We start from the raw sequence: 19,396 nt of genomic DNA, 5'->3' as shown, positions 1-19,396 counted from the left end.
GCGGTTTTCCCGAATCCCACCCGCGCGGAGGAGCCCCGCCACCGACCCCCGCGTCAGGCGCCTGAGGCCGGCAGCCGCCCGGGCAGCGGGCCGTGCGGCTCGGTCGCGGGGACCGACGCGTACGCCCGGACCGGGAACGTCCCGAACGCGGCGAGCCGCGGCGGCGCGGCGGTGAACCGGGCGCCGGTCGGCGGCAGGCCGGCGAGGCCCGTCAGGTGCTCGACGATCGGGATCCCGGCGCCGAGCAGCAGCGTGTGCGCGGGCCGGGCGCCGGCCGCGGCCGGGCTGATGTCGTCGATGTTGACCGCGTCGATGCCGACCAGCGCGGCGCCGTTGTCGATCAGCCACTGGGCGCCCGCGCCGGTCAGGTAGGGCGCGTCGACCGCGTACCCGGGCGTGGCCCAGTGCGCGTCGCCGCCGGTGTGCAGCAGGACCGCGCGGCCGGCGACGCTGTGGCCCGACAGCTCGTCGACGCCGACGCCGCGTACGCCGCCGCCGACCGTGCGGACGACGACCGCGGGCAGGTCGACGAGCTTCTCCAGCGGCAGTCCGGCCAGGTCGGTGCCGTCGCCGTAGCGGTGGAACGGGCTGTCCAGATAGGTGCCGGTGTTACCGACCATGGTGATCCGGTCGATCGAGAACTCGGTGCCGGCCGCGTAGAGCTCGCGCGATGCCTCGCGGGTCAGGTGCGGCGTGATCTCGGGTGCGGGCAGCCCGGGGTAGGTGGTCAGGCCCGCGGAGATGACGTGGCTGAGCTCGATCCAGCGCCGGCCGGGCTCGGACGGCCCGCCCGGGGTGCCCAGGTGCGGATCGGCGAAGATCCGCACGTCGCTCAGCCGCACGGTGTCGACCATGAGCAGACGGCAGGCCGCCAGGAACAGCGCGGAGATCTCCGCCTCGGTCGCCTCCGCACTCGGCACGTCCACCCGGAAGCCCTGCGCCTGCAGCCCGCCCCCGTTGCTGAACGTCACGGTGGCGTCGAACTCGGCCCGGTATTGCAGCACGGTCACTCCCTGTCAGTTGAGCTCCATGACGGCTTCCGCGAGCAGCCAGACGCCGAAGATAACGAAGAGCGCCGCGGCGCCGTACTTGATTACCCGCTCCGGCAGGTGCCGCCCGAGCAGGCGGCCGGCGACGATGGCGAGGGCGTCGGCGGCGACCATGCCGAGCGTCGAGCCGAGCCAGGTGCCGAACCAGCCGTGCTGGGTGGCCAGCGTGATCGTCGCCAGCATGGTCTTGTCGCCGAGCTCGGCCAGGAAGAACGCGCCGCCCACCGCGAGGATCGCGGAGCCGGTCGAGCGCTCCGCCTTGGTCTTCTCCTCCTCGGTGAGCCGGTCGCCGCGCAGCGTCCAGGCGCCGAAGGCCAGGAAGGCGAGGCCGGCCGCGAGCGAGATCCAGCCGGTGGGCAGCGCGGCGCCGAGGCCGTAGCCGATGCCGACGGAGACGGCGTGCACGACCGCGGTGGCGAGCGTGATGCCGATCAGGACCGGTACCGGCTTGAAGCGGGTGGCGAACGTCAGCGCCATGAGCTGGGACTTGTCGCCCAGCTCCGCCACGAAGATGACCGCGAAACTGAGCGCGGTGGCGGCGAGGAAAGCTTCCATGGTGTCTCCCGGTGCAGGTCAGGCCGGGAGTTTGGGCGCAGGGCGACCTCGACCCGGCCAGAGATGTGGCCAAGTCGAAGGTCTCGCTCGCCCCGGAATCGAGGCCGCGTGGCCGGGCCCCGAACCGCAGGGCCAGTGTGTCGACCACGACATTGGGAGCTACTCCCCTTCGCACCGTGCAGCCTACCGGGCCGGATGCCCCGGGCGGCCGGCGCGGGGATGTGAGCCTGCGAACAGCGGGCCGGCGCACCCCGGGGTGCGCCGGCCCGTCGCCTCAGTGCGCGCCGATCTGCCTCTGCAGCTCCATGCGGCGGCTCAGGGTCGCGTCCGCCGCCGCGCGCTCCGGCTGGGTCGCCGCCGGCTCCGCCGGCCGCATGGCGGCGCAGCGCTTGTCCGCACGGTTCGCCTTGACCCGCCTCGGCAGCTCGCCCGTCGCCAGGTAGTCGGCGACCGAGTTGTCGATGCAGGCGTTGCCGAAGAGCGAGCCGGCGTGCGTCGTGCCGCCGACGCCCTCGATCAGGGCCGCGCGGGGGAAGCGCTTGCGGACCTCGAGGCTGCCCGAGAACGGGGTCGCGGCGTCCAGGGTCTCGCTGACCAGCAGGATCGGCGGCACCTTCCGGCCGTCGACCCGCACCGGCTTGCCGGCCTTACCCGCCCAGGTCAGGCAGGGCGCGTTGTACCAGGCGTTGCCCCACGTCTCGAACGGCGCGGCCTTGTGCACCCGCCAGTTGTCCGTGCGCCACTTGTCCCACGACCTCGGCCACTGCTTGTCGGTGCACTGCACGCCGAGGTAGATCGCGTACCCGTTGTCGGAGCCCTCCGCCTGCGGGTTGGTCGCGTCGAAGAGCGCACGCAGCGGCGCCGGATCCTTCCGGTTGACCCAGCTCGAGAACGCCGAGCCCACCGAGTCCCAGCCGAAGACGTAGTAGCCCGCCTGCAGGAACACGTCCGTCAACTCGTCCGGGCCGATGAACCCGCCGGCCGGCTTCTTCGCCAGCCGTGCCTGCTCGGCGTAGAAGAGCTTCTCCACCTTCGCGCCGGTCTTGCCGAGGTGGTACGCCGCGTCGTGCTCGGCGAGCCACTTGAAGTAGATCTTGATGTTGCGGTCGAACGCGACGTCCTGGTCGAGGTTGGAGTCGTACCAGATCCGGTCCGGGTTCACGACGCCGTCGAGGACCATGCGGCGGACCCGCTCGGGGTACCGGGTCGCGTACACCTGGCCGATGTAGGTCCCGTACGAGTAGCCGTAGAAGTTGATCTGCTCCGCGCCGAGCGCGGCGCGCAGGCTCTCCATGTCCCGCACGGTGTCGGCGGTGCGCAGGTGATCGAGGAGCTCGCCGCCGCGGCGGGCGCAGGCCGCGGCGTAGTCGCGCGCCCGCTTGAGCCAGGTCTGCTCCAGCTCCGGCGTGCTCGGCACGTAGGCCGGCCGGTTATAGCCCTGGTACTTGCTGTCGCAGCTGAGCTTCGGCTGGCTGGCGCCGACCCCGCGGGGATCGAAGCCGATCCAGTCGTATGCGGCGCCGGCACCCTTCGGCACGTTCTCGCCGAGCGCCGACAGGTTCACCCCGCTCGCGCCAGGGCCGCCGGGGTTGATCAGCATGACGCCCTGGTACTTGTCGGCCGGCACGGAGTGCTTGATGCGCGAGACCGCCAGCTTGATGGTCCGGCCGGCCGGGTCCGCGTAGTCCATCGGCACGGTCAGGTAGCCGCACTCGGCCATGCGGGACTGGAGGCCGGCGTCCCCGCATTTGTCCCAGGCGATGGTGGGGTATCCCGGCTTACCGCGCGGCGGCACGGCCTCGGCTCCGTACGCGGCGGTCGCGCCGCACCCCGCCAGCACGATCGTGGCGGCAGTCGCCAGAAGTGTTCTCATGCACAGCCCTTCGTCGGTATTCGCCCCATATGCTCCGGTGCAGACTGCTGTTCAACAGCCCGTGACGCCCGGGGGTTACCACGAAAGAGGAGGCGGGTCGGGCCCCGCACCGCCGCGACCAGGTGTAAGGCCGGTCCGGGGCGGCGCACGACCACCCGTACGCGCGGTACGGCAATGCGCGGGCGACGCCCGCCCGAAATGTAACGATGCGGTGATGGACTTCCGGGGTCGAGAGCCATGCTGGCTGCACCCGCTCATGGGGACCACCGTCGACGACCGCTCGCCGCAGGCGTACATGGTCGCCCTGCAGCACGTCGTGCTGGCCCTGGACGACGACCCGGCCTGGCGGCGCTGGTGGCACCGGTCCGGGATGGCGGAGTGCGAGCTCGGGATAGTGGCCGAGGGGTACGTGGACCACCTGCGGCCGAGCGCCGACATCCGCAAGGCCGGCGGCAAGGTCCGGGCGAACTTCACCTGTGCCTCTCCGGAGGCCTGCGGCCGCCGCCCGGCGGAGTTGTTCCCCCTCGCGGCGCACGAGGTGAACGGCATGTTCGAGGTGATCCGCGAGGCGATCGGCCTGGGCGCGCTGCCGCCGATGCCGCACCTGCCCGACCTGCCGGACCAGGCCCGCGAGTTCGCGGTGACCCGCAAGGCGCCGGCGGTGGAGGCCGGCACGGTGGAGCCGCAGGGCTACCTGACCCTCATCCAGATCGAGGAGTTCTTCGGCGACGAGGCGCCGCCTATCCGGTGAGCTCGCGGTTGACCCGCTCGGGGCGGTGCGCACCGGGCTGACGCTGGCGGGGCACCGACCGCACCACCGCGACCGACGGCGTCACCACGACCGCGGCGCCACCCAGCCCGATGCTCGCGTAGGTCACCGGCGCCGCGCCGCGCAGCACCAGGCCGTAGACGACGCCGAGCAGGACCACGCCGGCGGCAACCGCGGGCAGCACCACCCGGTCCGGCACGCCGAGCAGCGCCGGGAGGTCGTCGAAGGCGAGATACGCGAGCGCGCCGAGCGCCACGGTCGACAGGCCCGGCGCCAGCAGCCGGGTCGCCACCCCCTCGCCGTTCGGATGGCGGTTCAGATACAGCAGCGCCGCCAGCGCGGCGCCGAGCAACAGCAGCAGGACGCACAGGCCGCCGCCGACGCTGAGCAGGCGGGCCGCGGTGACCGGGTCGGCGTCCGCGAGCGCGCCCCCGCCGATCACCAGGCCGACGACGACCGTCTGCGTCAGCGAGGCGGCACCCGGCGCCGAGGTGCGCAGGCCGGTGCGGCCCAGCCCGGGCGGCAGCACCCGCTCGCGGCCGAGGGCGAACAGGTAGCGGGCGATCGTCTGATGCAGGGCGATCATCGCCGCGAGCAGGCCGGCCACCAGCACGACCCGGCCGAGCGTCACCGCCCAGGGGGCGAGCCGGGCCGCCGCCAGGTCGAAGATCAGATCCGGCCCGCGCGCGCCGGCCTCGGCGCCGATCCGGCCCGGCCCGGCGGCAACGCTGATCGCCCAGCTCGCCACCGCGAAGAGGACCGCGAGCGCCACGATGGAGAGGTAGGTCGCCCGGGCGATCGCCCGGCGCGGCGCGCGCGCCTCCTCCGCGTACGCGGCGGTGGTCTCGAAGCCGGCGAAGGCGAGCGCGACCAGGACCAGCAGGAGACCGAGCGCGGGGCGCGGCAGCCCGGACAGGTCACCGGGCGTCCAGGCCGCCCAGGTCAGCCGCCCGTCGGCGGGTTCCGCCACGTCGGCGACGCCGTAGCCGAGGATCACCGCGGCCTGCGCCGCCACCAGCACGAGGAGCAGGCGGGCGGTCGCCGCCACCGGCAGCAGGCCGCACAGCGCGACGACGGCCCAGCAGCCGAGCGCCACCGCCCACCACGGCACCGCGGCCTGCGCCTCGACGGCCGCGCCGGCCAGCGCGTACAGGCCGACCTGCAGTGCGGTGTACGCGAGCAGGGCGAGCCAGGCGGCGCCGATGCCGAGCGGGCGGCCCAGCCCCCGGGCGATGAAGCAGTACAGCGCGCCGGCGTGCGGCATCCGCCGGGACATCGCGACGTAGCCGGTCGCGAAGACCAGCAGGAGCAGACCCAGGCCGAGGAAGAGCAGCGGCAGCGCGAGCAGGTCGCCGCCCGCGAAGGCCAGCGGCACGACGATCGCGACGACGGAGAGTGGGGTAGCGGCGGCGATGGCGAGGAACGCGATGGACATGCCGCCGAGGCGCCCGGCGGCCAGGGTATGAGGCGGGGGCACGCTTCATTGACGCCCATCCGGCGGGTCTTTGACAACCACCAGTGATCAGTCACTAACTGAACGTGCAAAGAATGGCACGAACGGCCATCGACATCCTCTTTTGGTGCGCGCGGCCGATCTCCCCCGGACAGTGGCCCGCGTAACAAAGCGGGCTCACAGCGATGATCGAGGCAAAGGCCTCAGCTCCGGCGCCGCCGGGCCGACAGACCTGGTCATGGGCATGCTCGCAACCCAGCGATTGACGGAGTTCCTCTCCGCGGTCGCTGACCGGCCGGACGGGCCGGCCGCGCAGTTCGCGGCAGTGGAATGCGCCGCGCGCGCTCTCGACGCCGAGACCGCCGCGCTGGTCATCGACGGCCGCGTGGTCGCCACCATCGGCGTGCTCGCCGACCAGGTCCGGCCGGCCGCGCTGGCGGAGGTCGGCGCCGGCCGCCGCGGCACGCTCACGCTGGGCGGCACCGGGTACGAGGCCATCGGCGCCCCGATCGGCGGCGAGACGCCCGGCGTGCTGGTGCTCGGCCGCGCCGGCCGGGAGTTCACCGACGAGGACGTCTGCCTGCTGCGCGCGATGGCCCGCGTGCTCGAGCTGAGCCTGCGCGCCCTGAACGTCATCGAGAGCGAGCGCCGCCACGCCCAGGAGAACGACCGCCTGGTCGACTCGCTGGAGGAGCGGCAGCGGCTCTTCGAGCACCTCACCCGGATCCAGCGGCTGATCGCCCGCCGCGCACCGCTGCAGGAGATCCTGGACGCCATCACCGGCAGCGCCGCCGAGCTGCTCGGCCTGGAGACGGCGTCGCTGAACCTGCTGGAGCGCGACGACCCGTCGGTCGGCAGCATGGTCTCCAATGTGGGCTTCGCCCCCGACATCCTGCCGAAGATGAAGCGCGTGCCGCTGCGGTCGGCCGGCGTGGCGGGCCTCGCGGTGCTGAGCGACGAGCTGGTCATGGTGGAGGACTACGCGGCCTCGCCGATCGCCATCCCGGCGGTGGTCGGCTCCGGCATGCGGGCCGTGATGGCCGTACCCGTGCACGAGAACGGCGAGGTCGTCGGCTGTCTGACGGTCGGGACGCACGTCGCACCGCGCTCGTGGGACAAGGCCGCGCAGGACGTGCTGCGCGCGTTCGCCGAGCATGTCAGCCTGGCGCTGACCGACGCGCGGACCCTCGAGGCGATGAACCTGGCGTTCCACGACTCGCTGACCGGCCTGGCCAGCCGCGCCCTGTTCCAGACCCGGCTGGAGCGCGCGTTCGTCGCGGCGGAGCACGATGACCTCGGCGTCTCGATGCTCTTCGTCGACCTGGACCGCTTCAAGGTGGTCAACGACTCGCTCGGCCACGCGGCGGGCGACCAGTTGCTGATCGAGGTCGCCGAGCGCATCAAGGCCTGCCTCGGCCCCGACGACACGGCGGCGCGCCTGGGCGGCGACGAGTTCGCGGTGCTGCTGGCACCCTCGACCGGCACGGAGGAGTCCGTCGCGCTGGCGGGCCGGATCCTCGAGGCGACCCGCGAGCCGTTCGACCTCGGCGGCAAGGAGACGTTCGTCAGCTGCAGCATCGGCGTCGCGCACACGGCGGCCGGCGCCCAGGAGGCCCAGCAGCTGATGGTCGCCGCGGACCTGGCGATGTACCAGGCCAAGAAGCAGGGCAAGGACCGCCTCGAGGTCTTCGAGCCGGCGCTGCAGGTCGCCTTCCAGGCCAGCCTGCAGATGGAGGCCGACCTGCGCCGGGCCGTGATCCGGCACGAGTTCGAGCTGCGCTACCAGCCGATCGTGCAGCTGAAGACGGGCGAGATCACCGGCCTGGAGGCGCTGGTCCGCTGGCAGCACCCGGACCGGGGCATCATCCCGCCGCTGGACTTCATCCCGATGGCCGAGGAAACCAGCATGATCGTCCCGATCGGCGAGTGGGTGCTGCGCGAGGCCTGCCGCCAGGCGGCGCGGTGGAACACCCTGCGGGACGGCAAGCAGCCGCTGACCGTGAGCGTCAACATCTCGGCGGTCCAGCTGGACCAGACGGACCTGCCCCGGGTGGTGGCGGCGGCGCTGGCGAACAGCGGCCTGCCGGCGGCCTGCCTGGTGATCGAGCTGACCGAGTCCATGCTGGTGCACCACCGGGTCTCGACCCTTCAGCAGCTCGAAGAGATCAAGGACCTGGGCGTCCGGCTGGCGATCGACGACTTCGGCACCGGCTACTCGAGCCTGGCGTACCTGCGCCGCTTCCCGGTCGACATCATCAAGATCGACAAGTCCTTCGTCGACGACGTCGGTGACGTGCCGGCGGCCGCGGCGCTGACGCTGGGCATCATCCAGCTCGGCCAGGCGCTGAACCTGTCGACGATCGCCGAGGGGATCGAGGACGCCGGACAGCTGAGCGAGCTGACCGACGGCAACTGCGAGCTGGGGCAGGGCTACTACTTCGCGGAGCCCCTCAACGACAAGGCCCTCGGCGAGCTGCTCTTTCCGGGCAGCTGACTCAGGCGATCGCCGCGGCGACGAGCAGGCCCGTGCCGGCGGCGGCGAGCCCGGCCAGGACGCTGCCGATCGCGTACGCCACGGCGGGCAGCCGGCCGCCGGCCCGCCCCAGGTGCAGCACCTCGTAGCTGAACGTCGAGTACGTCGTCAGGGCGCCGCAGAAGCCGGTGCCCAGCAGGCTCGCGAGCCACGGCGCGGCGGGGAGCCCGACGAGCAGGCCGAGCAGCAGCGAGCCCGTGACGTTGACCGCGAACGTGCCCCAGGGAAACGCCGAGCCGAACCGCGACTGCACCGCCCGGTCGGTCAGGTAGCGCAGCGGGGCGCCGACCGCCGCGCCGAGTGCCACCAGCAGCAGGGTCGTCATCGCCGGACCAGCGCCTCGGCGGCCGCGGTGCCGGCCCAGACCGCGAGCAGCGCGCCGACCAGGGTCGCCGCCAGGTAGGCCAGGCCCGTGACCGGCGCGGCCCGCAGTGCGTCGACGGACGCGGCCGAGAACGTGGTGTAGCCGCCGAGCACGCCGACGCCCCAGAACGGGCGGATCAGCCGCCGCCGGGGCCACACCCGGGTGACGAGCACCATCAGGACGCCGATCAGCAGGCAGCCGGTCATGTTGATGGTCCAGGTCGACCAGGCGAAGGCGCGCGGGTCGTGTGGCCAGGCCGCGCCGATGCCGAAGCGGGCCAGCGCGCCGAGCACGCCACCGGCGGAGATCGCCGCCAGCACCGGCAGCGCGTGCGGCCCCAGCTCGGCGCGGCCGGCAGGGGTGCCGAGGTCGACGTCCGGATCCATCGGTTCCCGAACCTCGGCCACGGGTCAACGCTAGCGGACGCAGCACGCCTCGGAGTCGTCTGGCGAGGCGCTCTCGAACACGTTGTTGTGCAGCCGGACGCCCTCGGCCCGCTCGATCACCATCGGCGACCACGCCTCGCCGGTGCCCGTACCGCGCAGGGTGCAGTCGCGGATCTCGGCGTCGCGGTAGCGCAGCACGCTGACCACCCCGTCGATCTCGCTGCGCCCCCAGCCGGCGACCCGGACCGCGTACCGCGGGCCGCGCCAGCGGACGCAGATGTCGGCGATGGTGATCGCGGAACCGACCACCGGCGAGCCGACGAACCGGTCGGTGTTGTCGCCCGGCAGCAGCCGGAAGCCCATCTCCACGTCGCGCAGGCAGGCGCCCTCGACCCGGACGTCGTGCACGGAGCTGAGGTAGAAGCCCTCGATCGCGTCGCGCACCCGCAGGTCGGTGATGGTGAGCCGGTGCGGGTGGTAGGTGGGGCCGACGATCGTGGACACGTCGTCGCCCACCGCGCCCCAGTGCACGGCCACGCCCGTGTAGCCGCCGCGGATCGTGACGTCGCGCAGGGTGATGTCGCGGATCGCGCCCATCAGCGCGATGCAGTTGGCGTGCCGGCCGCCGGACCGCTCCACGTGCACGCGGCGCAGGTCGACCCGGGCGATCCACTCCGGAGCGTCCGCGTAGAGGTAGTCGCCGACCGTCACCGCCGTGCCGCGGTCGCCGCCGTGCTCGCCCGGGTCGGCCGGCGGGGGCCGCAGCCCGAGATCGCTCACCGCGACGTCCGAGCCGACGATGTGCAGGACCGGGCGGCCGGTCACGCCGATCGACTCGAGCCAGGTCCCGGGCCGGCCGCCGTTCGCGCCGGCCACCTCCGCGCCGCGGATGGTCCAGGCGGCGGGCACCCGCAGCCCGTCGGCGATGAGGTGCACGCCGGGCGGCAGCTCCAGCTTTCCGGCGTCGACCGAGTCCAGCACCTGCTGGAGCACCCGCCGGTTGGCCACCGGGTCGGCGCCGAGCGCCGGGCGATGGATCATGGCGTCGGCACGATCCGGCAGGACAGGCCGCGGTCGGGGCGTTCGAGGCCGAGCAGGACCGGGCCCTCGACTCCGCCGGCCAGCCGCAGGTCGGTGCCGCCGGGTCCGTTCGCCACCACCTCGACCGCCACCGGCTCGCCGGTCAGCAGGTCGACCGCGTGCACGGCGCGCACGGTGCCGGGCCGGGACCGGTTGACCTCGGCGACCACCCGGGCGCCGGCGCGGCGGGCGGCTCGGAGCACCTTGAATCCGGCGCGGGCCGGCCGGCGGCGGGTCCACCTGTTCGACGGGGAGCGCGGCAGCGGCGGCGCCGGCGGCACGGCCGTCACCTCGAGCCGGAAGCGCTCCGGCGGGTTCGGCGCCAGCAGCGCCAGGTCGCAGCCCGTCGGATCCGGTGCGCCGTGGCCTGCGGGTGTGTGCGGCTGTGCGCGTACGGAAATATGGTCTATCCGGACGCCGAGGGCGGAGCGCGCGGCAAGCCGGCCGGCCACCCACGGCGGCCGCGGCGGCTCGGCGAGCTCGATCATCAGCAGGCCGTCGTCGTCCAGCTCGCCGGCCGTCAGGTCGAAGGCGACCTCGGCCTTCGCGCCGCCCGCCCGCCGCAGGCCCTGCGGCCGGCAGAGCAGCGCGGCGCCGCGCAGCTCGCCCTGCGCGCGGATCAGCACCAGCCGCGGCTGTTCGGGCGCGAAGCGCGGTGGGCGCACGCGGTCGGACCACCAGCGGGTCGCCAGCTCGTCGAGGTGGACCACGACGGTGACCCGGGTGGCGACGCCGGTGCCGCGCAGCTTGAGCCCGACCGCGCCGTGGTCGCCGGAGATGCGGCCGACGATGCCGGTGCCGCGGACCACCTGGTCGACGACGCAGACGCCGTCCTCCCGGCCGCCGGCGACCTCCGCCGGCAGCTCGAGGACCGTCGGCGCGGCGTCGTAGTCGGTGGCGAACCAGGCGCCGATCATGAGGCGAGGTCCGTCCGGGTCAGCATCGGCTCCCGGCGGGTCCACATCCGCTCGACCGCGGCGAAGAGCGGGTCGGCGTCGGCCTCGATGTGCCGGAACGTCGCGCGCATCGTCTTGAGCAGCACGTCGGCCGGCCAGACCTCCCACTGCGGCACGAGCGGGGTGACCACGTCGGTGCCGCTGCGGTACAGCCAGAGCCAGAGCCGGGCGCGCCGGACCTGCTCCTCGGTGACCAGGTCCGCGCCGTCGCGGATCGCGGTGATGCCCTGCTCGAGGGTCTTGAAGTACGCGTCCTTGTCGTCGACCACCGTGGACAGCCCGCACGAGCTCCACTCCGACCAGCCGGCCTGGATCACCGGGATGCCGTACGCGGGCAGCTCGTTGCTCACGCTGCCCCGCACGGTGACGCCGAGGTCGGTGAGGCTCCAGAGCGCGTTCTTGCTCAGCGTGGCGCTGGGCCGGAACGCCAGGTGCCGGGACCGGCGGTGTGCCGCCGCGACCGAGTCGAAGAAGCCGGTCGAGTCGTAGAGGGCCTGGCTCGGGTGGTCCAGGAACAGCCACTGCGCCTCGGGGTGCTCGGCCGCGTACGCCGCGGTGTCGGCGAACCAGTCGGCGAGGCTGGCGAAGAGCTCGCGGTTGGTGCCCAGCGCGTCGGAGACCGCGTGGTTGAAGACGGTGACGACCGGTTTGTCCGGTACGAAGCCCAGCCGGCCGACGACGTGGCTGCGCAGCCGCGCCCGCTCCGCCGGATTGTTCAGGTCCACCGAGGCGGTCACCCCGCCGCGCCACCAGCTCGGCCGGCCCAGGTTGACCTTGGCGCGCCAGGCGACGAGCTCCGCGATCGGCCGCAGCTGTTCGCGGCGCGGCCACACCCGCGTCTCGAAGACGTCGCCGATCTGGCGGGTCAGCTCCTCGCGGAACGTGCCGGTGCCGGTGTCGGCCTCCGGGAACAGCCCGTACGCCTTCAGGCAGCCGGTCTGCTGGGTGTGGATGATCGGCACCCGGGCCCGCCGGGCGGACTCGACGGCCAGCCCCCACTGGTCGTAGTCGACGTGGCTGGTGACCAGCGCCACGACGTTCCCGGCCGCGAACAGGCCCTGGTAGAGCTCGAAGAGCCGGGTGGCGTACGCGTGCCGCAGCCGGTAGTCCGGGCGGTCGCGGTGGCCGGCGGGCAGCCGCGGCACCTTGGCCAGGCGGCAGTAGGTGGCGTCGGTGTAGGCGAGCAGGGTCGGATCCTCGGCGCCGGCCGTGGTCATCGCGCGGACCCGGTCCCAGACGTCGATCACCTCGGTCGCGCCGAACGCCTCCGCGACGTCGCGGACCTTGGCGACGTCGAAGCCGCTCCAGAGCGTGCGCCGCCACTGCTCCTCGACCCCGGTCAGCACCACCATCCGGGCCGGCCGCAGCCGGCGGACGGCGTTCGCGAACGCCAGGTTGCGCAGGTTCACGCGGATGTCCTGATGGAACGCCTCCACCAGGATGACGGAGTCGTCAGTCGGCCGCGGGAGGTTCTTCTCCCAGTAGACCGATGCCGACTCCAGGAACCACTGCAGTTCCCTGCCGTTCGCGTTGAGCCACACCGTTGTTGTCCGTGCCTCTCAGATCAGGTCCCAGGTGAGCGGCGTGCCCTTCGCCGCGTCCCGGGTGAAGGTGCGGCCGAGCACCAGGCCGATGGCGTCCGGCGCCAGTCCGCCGGTCGGCCGGATGGAGCGGACGTTGTCCTCGGTGACGACGTCGCCGGCGCGGACGTCGGCGACCACGTAGAGGGAGCGGCGGAACCGCAGGCCCTCCTTCTCCGCCTCGGTCGGCCCGATGGCGGTGGTGCCCAGCGCCCGCCAGGCCCGCTCCGACTCGGTCACCAGGCTGCCCAGCTCGGCCGGCTCGAGGGAGAAGGCCGAGTCGACGCCGCCGTCGCCGCGGTCCAGCGTCACGTGCTTCTCGATCAGGCAGGCGCCGAAGGACACCGAGGCGATCGGCACGCCGATGCCGAGCGTGTGGTCGCTCAGCCCGATCGGCACCTGGAACGCCTCGGCCAGCACCGGGATGCGTCGCAGGTTGGTGTGCTCGGGCGGCGCCGGGTACGAGGCGGTGCAGGAGAGCACGACCAGGTCCCGGGCGCCGGCGCCGCGGGCCGCCTCGACCGCCGCGGCGATCTCCCGCACGTCGGCCATGCCGGTCGAGATGATCAGCGGCTTGCCGGTACTCGCGCAGAGCCGGATCAGCGGCAGGTCGGTGATCTCCGACGACGCGATCTTGTACATCGGCGCATCCAGCTTCTCCAGCAGGTCGACGGCGGTCCGGTCGAACGGGCTGGAGAAGGGCGTCAGGCCCCGACCCCGGGCGTGCTCGAAGATCGCCTCGTGCCACTCCCACGGCGTGTGCGCCCGCTCATAGAGCTGGTAGAGGTACTGGTCGCCCCACAGCTGGTGATCCTGGGAGATCCGGAAGCGCGGGTGCCGGACGTCGACGGTCATGGTGTCGGCCGTGTAGGTCTGGATCTTGATGGCGTGCGCGCCGGCCTCGGCGGCGGCGTCGACCAGGGCCAGCGCCCGGTCCAGCGAGCCGTTGTGGTTGCCGGACATCTCGGCGACGATGTACGGCCGCCGGCCGGCATCGATCTCCACGTCGTTGACGATCACTGCGTTTTCCCTCTCTCGGTCCACACCACGGTCTGCGGCGTGCCGTCGACCAGTCGCTCGTACCGGCGCCGCTCGGTGAAGCCGAAGCGCCGGTGCAGCGCGAGCACCGGCGCGTTGGTCGCCAGGGTCTCCCCGCCGAGCCGGGTCAGCCCCAGGTCGCCGAAGGCGTAGTCCACCGCCTCCCGCTCCAGCCGCATCCAGGCCTTGAGCAGGTTCGGGCCGAGGCCCGCCACGTCGAGGTAGAAGCTCCAGGCGGGCGGGTCCGCGCGGGTGTCGAAGATGACGACGCCGGTGTCGTCGTGGATGAGCAGGTGCCGGTCCGGATCCGCGGCGACCCCCGCCCACCAGCGCGCGTGCTCCTCCGGCGCGATGACGTGCCGGGTCAGGCTGACCGCCCGCACTTCCGGATGGTTACGCCAGGTGAGCACGATGTCACGATCAGCGTCGACGGCGGCGCGCAGCACTGCTTCGGATACCTCCCACGTTCCTCCAACGGAGGCGTCACCGTATGGGGACAGCCTGAGCCGGTCGTGGCGGCAAGGCGAGGCGGGGGCGAACCGGAGGTGACGGCTCGGGGTCGCCGGGTGAGGAGGTGGTGCGCAAATACTCACGCCGGGCGCGCGGCGACCGATCAGGGCGGTACGGAACCGACCGAAGGAGCTGGTTGATGGGCGCGTCTGAGCTGCCTCGCGCGCGCCATGACCGGCTTCTGCACGCATCGGGCGCCATCGCGCTGGTGTCGCTGCTGCTGGTGATCGCCGACTACCTGCACCCGTTCGGGCCGAAGCTGCTCCTCTGGCTGCCGTCCTCGGCTGGCGTGATCATCGTCTTCCTGGCCTTCCTGCGCACCTCCCGCACCGCGACGCTGCCCGAGCCGACGCGGCGCTTCTGGCGCCACCTGACCTACGCGATCGCCTTCGTCGGCGCCGGCACCACGGTCAAGGCCGTCAACGTGCTGACCGCGGACGACCCGCGCGGCAGGCACACCGGATTGATCATGCTGGGCCTCTGCGGCGCCGGCGTGCTCTGCGTCGTATACGCCCTGTACCGGCTCCCGCTGGGCCGGCGCTCCTCGGGCGAGGTGCTCCGGGTGGTGCTCGACGCCAGCACCCTCATGCTGGCCGCGGCCGTCTTCGTCTGGCACTACGCGACCCGGGGCGCGCTGTACAGCGGCGACCGCGGCGACGTCTACGTGTCCCTCTTCGTCACCATCATCGCGCTGTTCGCCGTCTTCGCGCTGGCCAGGTTCGTGGTCTCCAGCCATCTCCTGGTCGACAACCGCGCCCTGCGGCTGATCGCGTTCGCCATGCTCGTCGGCGCGGTCGGCCCGCTGTTCCGCGGGCCGTTCGAGGCGGTCGATCCGCACCTGTTCCCCGACCTGGCCACGACGCCGATCGTCTACCTCCTGGCCACCTTCGCCGCGGCGTGCCAGCGCGGCACCGACGGCCTGGGCCTCGGGCCGCGCCGCGGGGTCGTCACCCCGCGTCGGCGCTCGTTCAGCCTGCTGCCGTACGCGGCCGTCGCCGCCGTGGACGGCCTGCTGATCACCGTGACGATGGGCCGCAGCACGGAGGAGACCCTCGTGGTCGCCGCCGCCGTGCTGATCACCGCGCTCGTGGTGCTGCGCCAGCTCACCGCCTTCCACGACAACGGCCGGCTGCTCGAGCGCCTCGACCACGGCGCCAAGCACGACGCCCTGACCCAGCTGCCGAACCGGGTGCTGTTCAACTCCCGGCTGCAGCAGGCCCTGACCGCGCCGGGCGACCGGCCGGTCGCGGTGGCGCTGATCGACCTGGACGACTTCAAGGAGGTCAACGACACCCTCGGGCACGAGGTCGGCGACCTGCTGCTGGTCGCCGTCGCGCGGCGCCTCGCCGACTGCGTCCGCGCCGAGGACACCGTCGCCCGCCTCGGCGGCGACGAGTTCGTCGTGGTCCTGGACGGCGCCGACCCGGCCGCCGCGGACCTGGCCGCCGGACGGATGATGAACTCGCTCCGCCAGCCCGTCTACGCCGACGGCCACGAGCTGCCGATCCGGGCCAGCATCGGCATCGCCGACGGCCGCTCCGGCGACGAGGCCTCGCTGCTGCTGCGGCACGCCGACATCGCGATGTACGCGGCGAAGAAGCTGCCCGGCACGGCCAGCCTGCACTACGACGCGAGCATGGCGGCGAACGGCACCGAGCACGCCCACCTCGGCGCGGAACTGCGCGAGGCGCTCGAGAACGAACAGCTCTTCCTGCTCTACCAGCCGATCGTCTCGCTGGACGACGGCCGGATCATGGGCTCCGAGGCGCTGATCCGCTGGGCGCACCCGACCCGCGGCACCTGCGGGCCGGACAGCTTCATCCCGGTCGCCGAGCGCACCGGCCTGATCGTCCCGCTCGGCCGGTGGGTGATGCGCACGGCGTTCGCCCAGCTCGCCAGCTGGATCAGCGAGCACGGCGACGAGGCGCCGGGCGTGATGAACGTCAACGTGTCGGCCCGCGACCTGCGCGAGCCCGAGTTCGTGGACGGCATGGCGGCCCTGCTCAAGGAGTTCGGCCTGGCGCCGGACCGCATCGTCGTCGAGGTGACCGAGACGATGGCCCTGGAACCGGGGCAGTCGATCGTCAACCTGCACGGGCTGCGGGATCTGGGCGTTCGGGTGTCGCTGGACGACTTCGGCACCGGCCACTCGACCCTGACGCTGCTGCACGAGTGCCCCATCGACGAGATCAAGCTGGACCGCTCGTTCACCCAGGCGCAGGTCGACGGCCGCCCGCCGGTCTCCGCCGCGGTGATCCACCTAGCCCAGGTGCTTGGCTTGCATCCGGTCGCGGAGGGTGTCGAGACGGCCGAGCAGGCGGAGCAGCTGCTGGCGCTGGGTTATATCGCGGCGCAGGGGTATTACTTCGCTCCGCCGATGCCGGCGGACCGGTTCGGCGAGCTGCTGCGGGAGTCGGGATCGCTGATGCCGGCGCCGGCATGGCAGGCCGCATAATTGTTAGCGGGCAAATATTGCCGCCCACCAAGGGTTGACGATCGGCACGGCGGGGAACAGTCCAGGCGTAAGCCACTAGACCTGGAGGTCCCCGATGGGTGCCGATGACAAGATCGACAACAAGGCCGAAGAGCTGGGCGGCAAGGTCAAGGAGGGCGTCGGCCGGGCGACCGATGACGAGCGCCTCGAAGCCGAAGGCAAGGCCGACCAGAGCAGCTCGAAGCTCAAGCAGGCCGGCGAAAACATCAAGGACGCGTTCAAGAGCTGATTCCGTACGGACACAGCGAAGTTCTGTGGCACACCGCCCGGCCTTGCTGCAACGCGAGGCCGTGGCCGGGACCGCCGGGCTGAAGGACGGGCGGCCGATGCGGCCGCGTCGAAAGAGTGGCGGCCAGATTGGCCGCATTGAAGGTGGCGGCCGGTTCGGCCGTATTTGAAGAGTGGCGGCTGGTTCAGCCGCGCTGAAAGAGGGGCGACCGGTTCGGTTGCGCTGGAAGAGGGGCGGCCGGTTCGGTTGCGCTGGAAGAGGGGCGGCCGGTTCGGTTGCGCTGGAAGAGGGGCGGCCGGTTCGGCCGCCCCTCTTTGTTCTTGCGTCAGGCTGTCGGGACCAGTTCGTGGTCGCTCGGCTCCGGCTCGACGGCCGGGGGCGGTTCGTGGGCGATTTCCGGGAGCCAGCCGAGCCAGCGGGGAAGCCACCAGTTCTTCTCGCCGAGCAGGGCCATTACCGCCGGCAGGAGGACCGCTCGGATGATGGTGGCGTCGAGTAGGACCGCTGCGGCCAGGCCCACGCCGAGTTCCTTTGTCGCGGTCAGCGGGAGGGTGGCGAAGAGGGCGAAGACCGCGACCATGACCACCGCGGCGCTGGTGATCACGCCTGCCGTGCCGCCGATGCCGTGTGACACCGCCTGCTTGGTCGGCAGGCCGCGGTCGTGGCCCTCGCGGATCCGGCTCAGCACGAAGACGTGGTAGTCCATCGAGAGTCCGAACAGGATGATGAAGAGGAACAGTGGCATCCAGTTGGTGATGCCGCCGCCGGACTTGTAGTCGAGCAACGACTCGAAGTGGCCGTACTGGAAGATGAAGACCAGCATTCCGTAGGCCGCCGCGACCGACAGCAGGTTGAGCACCACGCCGGTGAGCGCGACCACGACCGAGCGGAACGAGACCAGCAGGAGCAGGAACGCCAGCCCCAGCACGAAGCCGAACACCCACGGCAGGGACTCGTCCAGCCGCTTGTTGAAGTCCATGCTCCCGGCGGTGTCACCGGCGACGGCGACCGTCGCGCCCGGCACCTTGCCGAAGGCGTCCGTCGCCACGCCGCCGCGCAGCAGCTCGACGGCGCGTTCCGAGGTGCGGTCGCTGCCGTTGCCGGCCAGGCCGACCGTGACGACCGCGACCGTGCCCGCCGGGTTGATCCGCACATCGATCGGCTCGCGCAGCTGGCCGGTCGCCGCCGCGGCCCGGCGGAAGTCCGCGAGCGCCGCATCGAACTGCGCGCCGCGCACGGTCGGCGCCTTGACGACCACCTCGGCCGGCACGGTCTCGCTCGGGAACGCCTCGTTGATCTTCACGTAGGTCTGCACGATCGACGAGTTCGGCGAGACGTCCTCGATGCTCTCGCCCTTGGTCCGCATGTCGAGCATCGGCGCGGCGAGCACGGCCAGCACGCCGACGGCCAGCACGGTGGAGATCAGCGGCCGGGCCAGCACGACCCGCAGCACCGCGCCCCAGACCCGGCCCTCGTTGCGTCGGCGGTACAGGCCCGGGATCTTGAGTGCGTCGACCCGGTCGCCCAGCGCCGACAGCAGCGCCGGCAGCACGGTCAGCGAGCCGAGCACCGCGGTGGCCACCACCAGGATCGTGCCGACCGCGAAGCTGGTGAAGGTGGCGTCCTGGGTGAAGAACATGCCGGACATGGCCACGATGACGGTCAGCCCGGAGATCCAGATCGACCGGCCGGACGTCTGCGCGGCGATGACCAGCGCCCGATGCGGATCGGCGCCGTTGCGCCGCTCGTCGCGCTCGCGGCGGATGTAGAACAGGCAGTAGTCGACGCCGACCGCGAGGCCGACCAGCAACATCACGTGCATCGTCTCGTCGACGGTCGGCGCGAACCGGCTCGCCCCCGCGAGCAGGCCGAACGCGGCGACCACGGCGGTGACGGCGAGGCCGACCGGCAGCACCGCGGCGACGACCGCCCCGAACGCGACCAGCAGGATGCCGAGCGAGACCGGGATGGAGAGCATCGACAGCCGGGTCAGCCCCTCGTCGAGCGTGTCGCCGATGAGCTTGTCCCCGCTGGCGTCGCCCGCCTGCGCGACGAGCAGGCCGGGGTGCCGCTGCTGCACCTCGGCGACGGCGTCGAGCAGGGGCAGGACCCGGTCCTTGGCGGTCTCCGGGTCGCCGCTCATGGTGAACGGCACGAGCGTCGACCGGCCGTCCGGCGAGACCAGCGGGTCGGCGACGGCGGCGACGCCGTCCCGCCCGGTCAGGGTCTTGGTGACGTCGGCGACGGCCCGGTCCCGGTCCGCGCCCTGGATCAGGACCATCTCGCCGGCCGGCCGGACCGGGAAGCCGGCCTGCTCGACGATCCTGTCGCCCCGGCCCGACTCCCCGTGCCCCTGGTCGGCGTGCGTCGCCTCGCGGGCGCCGATCTGTCCACTTGCGATGGTGATGCCGACGACGAAGGCGATCCATCCGAGTATCGCGACGGTGCGATGCCGCGCACTCCACAGTGCGGCCCGCGCCGCGAATCCGGTGACGTTCTCCCTTTGCTTCATGTCAACTGACGCTAG

Annotated in this window: 16 protein-coding genes; 4 read left to right on the top strand and 12 right to left on the bottom strand. The window is 72.6% G+C overall.

Annotated elements, in window-relative coordinates:
* Positions 1-53 precede the first annotated feature (53 nt).
* The 3 genes from ACIBSW_RS26480 to ACIBSW_RS26470 form a co-directional block, all read right to left on the bottom strand.
* Complete coding sequence (locus ACIBSW_RS26480; RefSeq protein WP_354728285.1) at positions 54-1,004, bottom strand: cyclase family protein; 951 nt, start codon at positions 1,002-1,004, stop codon at positions 54-56.
* A 12-nt stretch (positions 1,005-1,016) separates the two neighbouring features.
* Positions 1,017-1,604, bottom strand: a complete 588-nt coding sequence (locus tag ACIBSW_RS26475) for a TMEM165/GDT1 family protein (RefSeq protein WP_354728283.1) — start codon at positions 1,602-1,604, stop codon at positions 1,017-1,019.
* Positions 1,605-1,878: 274 nt separating this feature from the next.
* A complete protein-coding gene (locus ACIBSW_RS26470; protein ID WP_354717923.1) occupies positions 1,879-3,477 on the bottom strand; it encodes an alpha/beta hydrolase in 1,599 nt (532 codons plus the stop codon).
* A 256-nt stretch (positions 3,478-3,733) separates the two neighbouring features.
* Here ACIBSW_RS26470 and ACIBSW_RS26465 point away from each other — a divergent pair, with 256 nt between their 5' ends.
* Positions 3,734-4,228, top strand: coding sequence for a hypothetical protein (locus ACIBSW_RS26465; protein ID WP_354717925.1), 495 nt, complete (start codon positions 3,734-3,736; stop codon positions 4,226-4,228).
* Here ACIBSW_RS26465 and ACIBSW_RS26460 read toward each other — a convergent pair.
* Positions 4,218-5,723, bottom strand: coding sequence for an APC family permease (locus ACIBSW_RS26460; protein WP_354717927.1), 1,506 nt, complete (start codon positions 5,721-5,723; stop codon positions 4,218-4,220). The two genes, ACIBSW_RS26465 and ACIBSW_RS26460, sit on opposite strands and share 11 nt — an antisense overlap.
* 214 nt (positions 5,724-5,937) lie before the next feature.
* Between ACIBSW_RS26460 and ACIBSW_RS26455 the strand changes: the two genes are divergently transcribed.
* Positions 5,938-8,193, top strand: coding sequence for an EAL domain-containing protein (locus ACIBSW_RS26455; RefSeq protein WP_354717929.1), 2,256 nt, complete (start codon positions 5,938-5,940; stop codon positions 8,191-8,193).
* Between the two features lies 1 nt (position 8,194).
* On the opposite strand, the gene crcB is transcribed toward ACIBSW_RS26455, so the two are convergent.
* The 7 genes from crcB to ACIBSW_RS26420 are packed head-to-tail and all read right to left on the bottom strand — an operon-like array spanning position 8,195 to position 14,049.
* Positions 8,195-8,557: a fluoride efflux transporter CrcB gene (gene crcB / locus ACIBSW_RS26450; protein WP_354717931.1), complete on the bottom strand. Its 363-nt coding sequence runs from the start codon at positions 8,555-8,557 to the stop codon at positions 8,195-8,197.
* Entirely contained in the window at positions 8,554-8,982 is a 429-nt protein-coding gene (locus ACIBSW_RS26445; RefSeq protein ID WP_354718184.1) for a CrcB family protein, read from the bottom strand. The genes crcB and ACIBSW_RS26445 overlap by 4 nt, the downstream gene beginning before the upstream one ends.
* 30 nt (positions 8,983-9,012) lie before the next feature.
* Positions 9,013-10,023, bottom strand: coding sequence for a hypothetical protein (locus tag ACIBSW_RS26440; protein ID WP_354717933.1), 1,011 nt, complete (start codon positions 10,021-10,023; stop codon positions 9,013-9,015).
* Complete coding sequence (locus ACIBSW_RS26435; RefSeq protein WP_354717935.1) at positions 10,020-10,979, bottom strand: hypothetical protein; 960 nt, start codon at positions 10,977-10,979, stop codon at positions 10,020-10,022. Before ACIBSW_RS26435 ends, ACIBSW_RS26440 begins: the two co-directional genes overlap by 4 nt.
* Positions 10,976-12,559 carry a hypothetical protein gene (locus tag ACIBSW_RS26430; protein WP_354717937.1) on the bottom strand — a complete coding sequence of 528 codons (1,584 nt, stop codon included), beginning with the start codon at positions 12,557-12,559 and terminating at the stop codon, positions 10,976-10,978. The genes ACIBSW_RS26435 and ACIBSW_RS26430 overlap by 4 nt, the downstream gene beginning before the upstream one ends.
* Before the next feature lie 18 nt (positions 12,560-12,577).
* A complete protein-coding gene (gene pseI, locus ACIBSW_RS26425; RefSeq protein ID WP_354717939.1) occupies positions 12,578-13,618 on the bottom strand; it encodes a pseudaminic acid synthase in 1,041 nt (346 codons plus the stop codon).
* The gene (locus ACIBSW_RS26420; RefSeq protein ID WP_404799482.1) at positions 13,615-14,049 is read right to left on the bottom strand and encodes a GNAT family N-acetyltransferase; all 435 of its coding nucleotides are present in this window, start codon (positions 14,047-14,049) and stop codon (positions 13,615-13,617) included. Before ACIBSW_RS26420 ends, pseI begins: the two co-directional genes overlap by 4 nt.
* A 236-nt stretch (positions 14,050-14,285) precedes the next feature.
* On the opposite strand from ACIBSW_RS26420, the gene ACIBSW_RS26415 reads away from it, so the two are divergent.
* Both ACIBSW_RS26415 and ACIBSW_RS26410 read left to right on the top strand, forming a co-directional pair.
* A complete protein-coding gene (locus ACIBSW_RS26415) occupies positions 14,286-16,601 on the top strand; it encodes an EAL domain-containing protein (protein ID WP_354717943.1) in 2,316 nt (771 codons plus the stop codon).
* Positions 16,602-16,695: 94 nt separating this feature from the next.
* A complete protein-coding gene (locus ACIBSW_RS26410) occupies positions 16,696-16,869 on the top strand; it encodes a CsbD family protein (RefSeq protein ID WP_354717945.1) in 174 nt (57 codons plus the stop codon).
* 325 nt (positions 16,870-17,194) lie between these two features.
* Here the strand turns inward: ACIBSW_RS26410 and ACIBSW_RS26405 are convergent, their stop codons facing one another.
* Positions 17,195-19,381, bottom strand: coding sequence for an MMPL family transporter (locus ACIBSW_RS26405; RefSeq protein ID WP_354717947.1), 2,187 nt, complete (start codon positions 19,379-19,381; stop codon positions 17,195-17,197).
* Between the last annotated feature and the right edge of the window lie 15 nt (positions 19,382-19,396).

Source organism: Actinoplanes sp. NPDC049668, assembly GCF_044465445.1.
Lineage (GTDB): Bacteria > Actinomycetota > Actinomycetes > Mycobacteriales > Micromonosporaceae > Actinoplanes.
The sequence above is the reverse complement of the archived record's forward strand: the minus strand, read 5'-3'. Positions and strand labels throughout refer to the sequence as shown.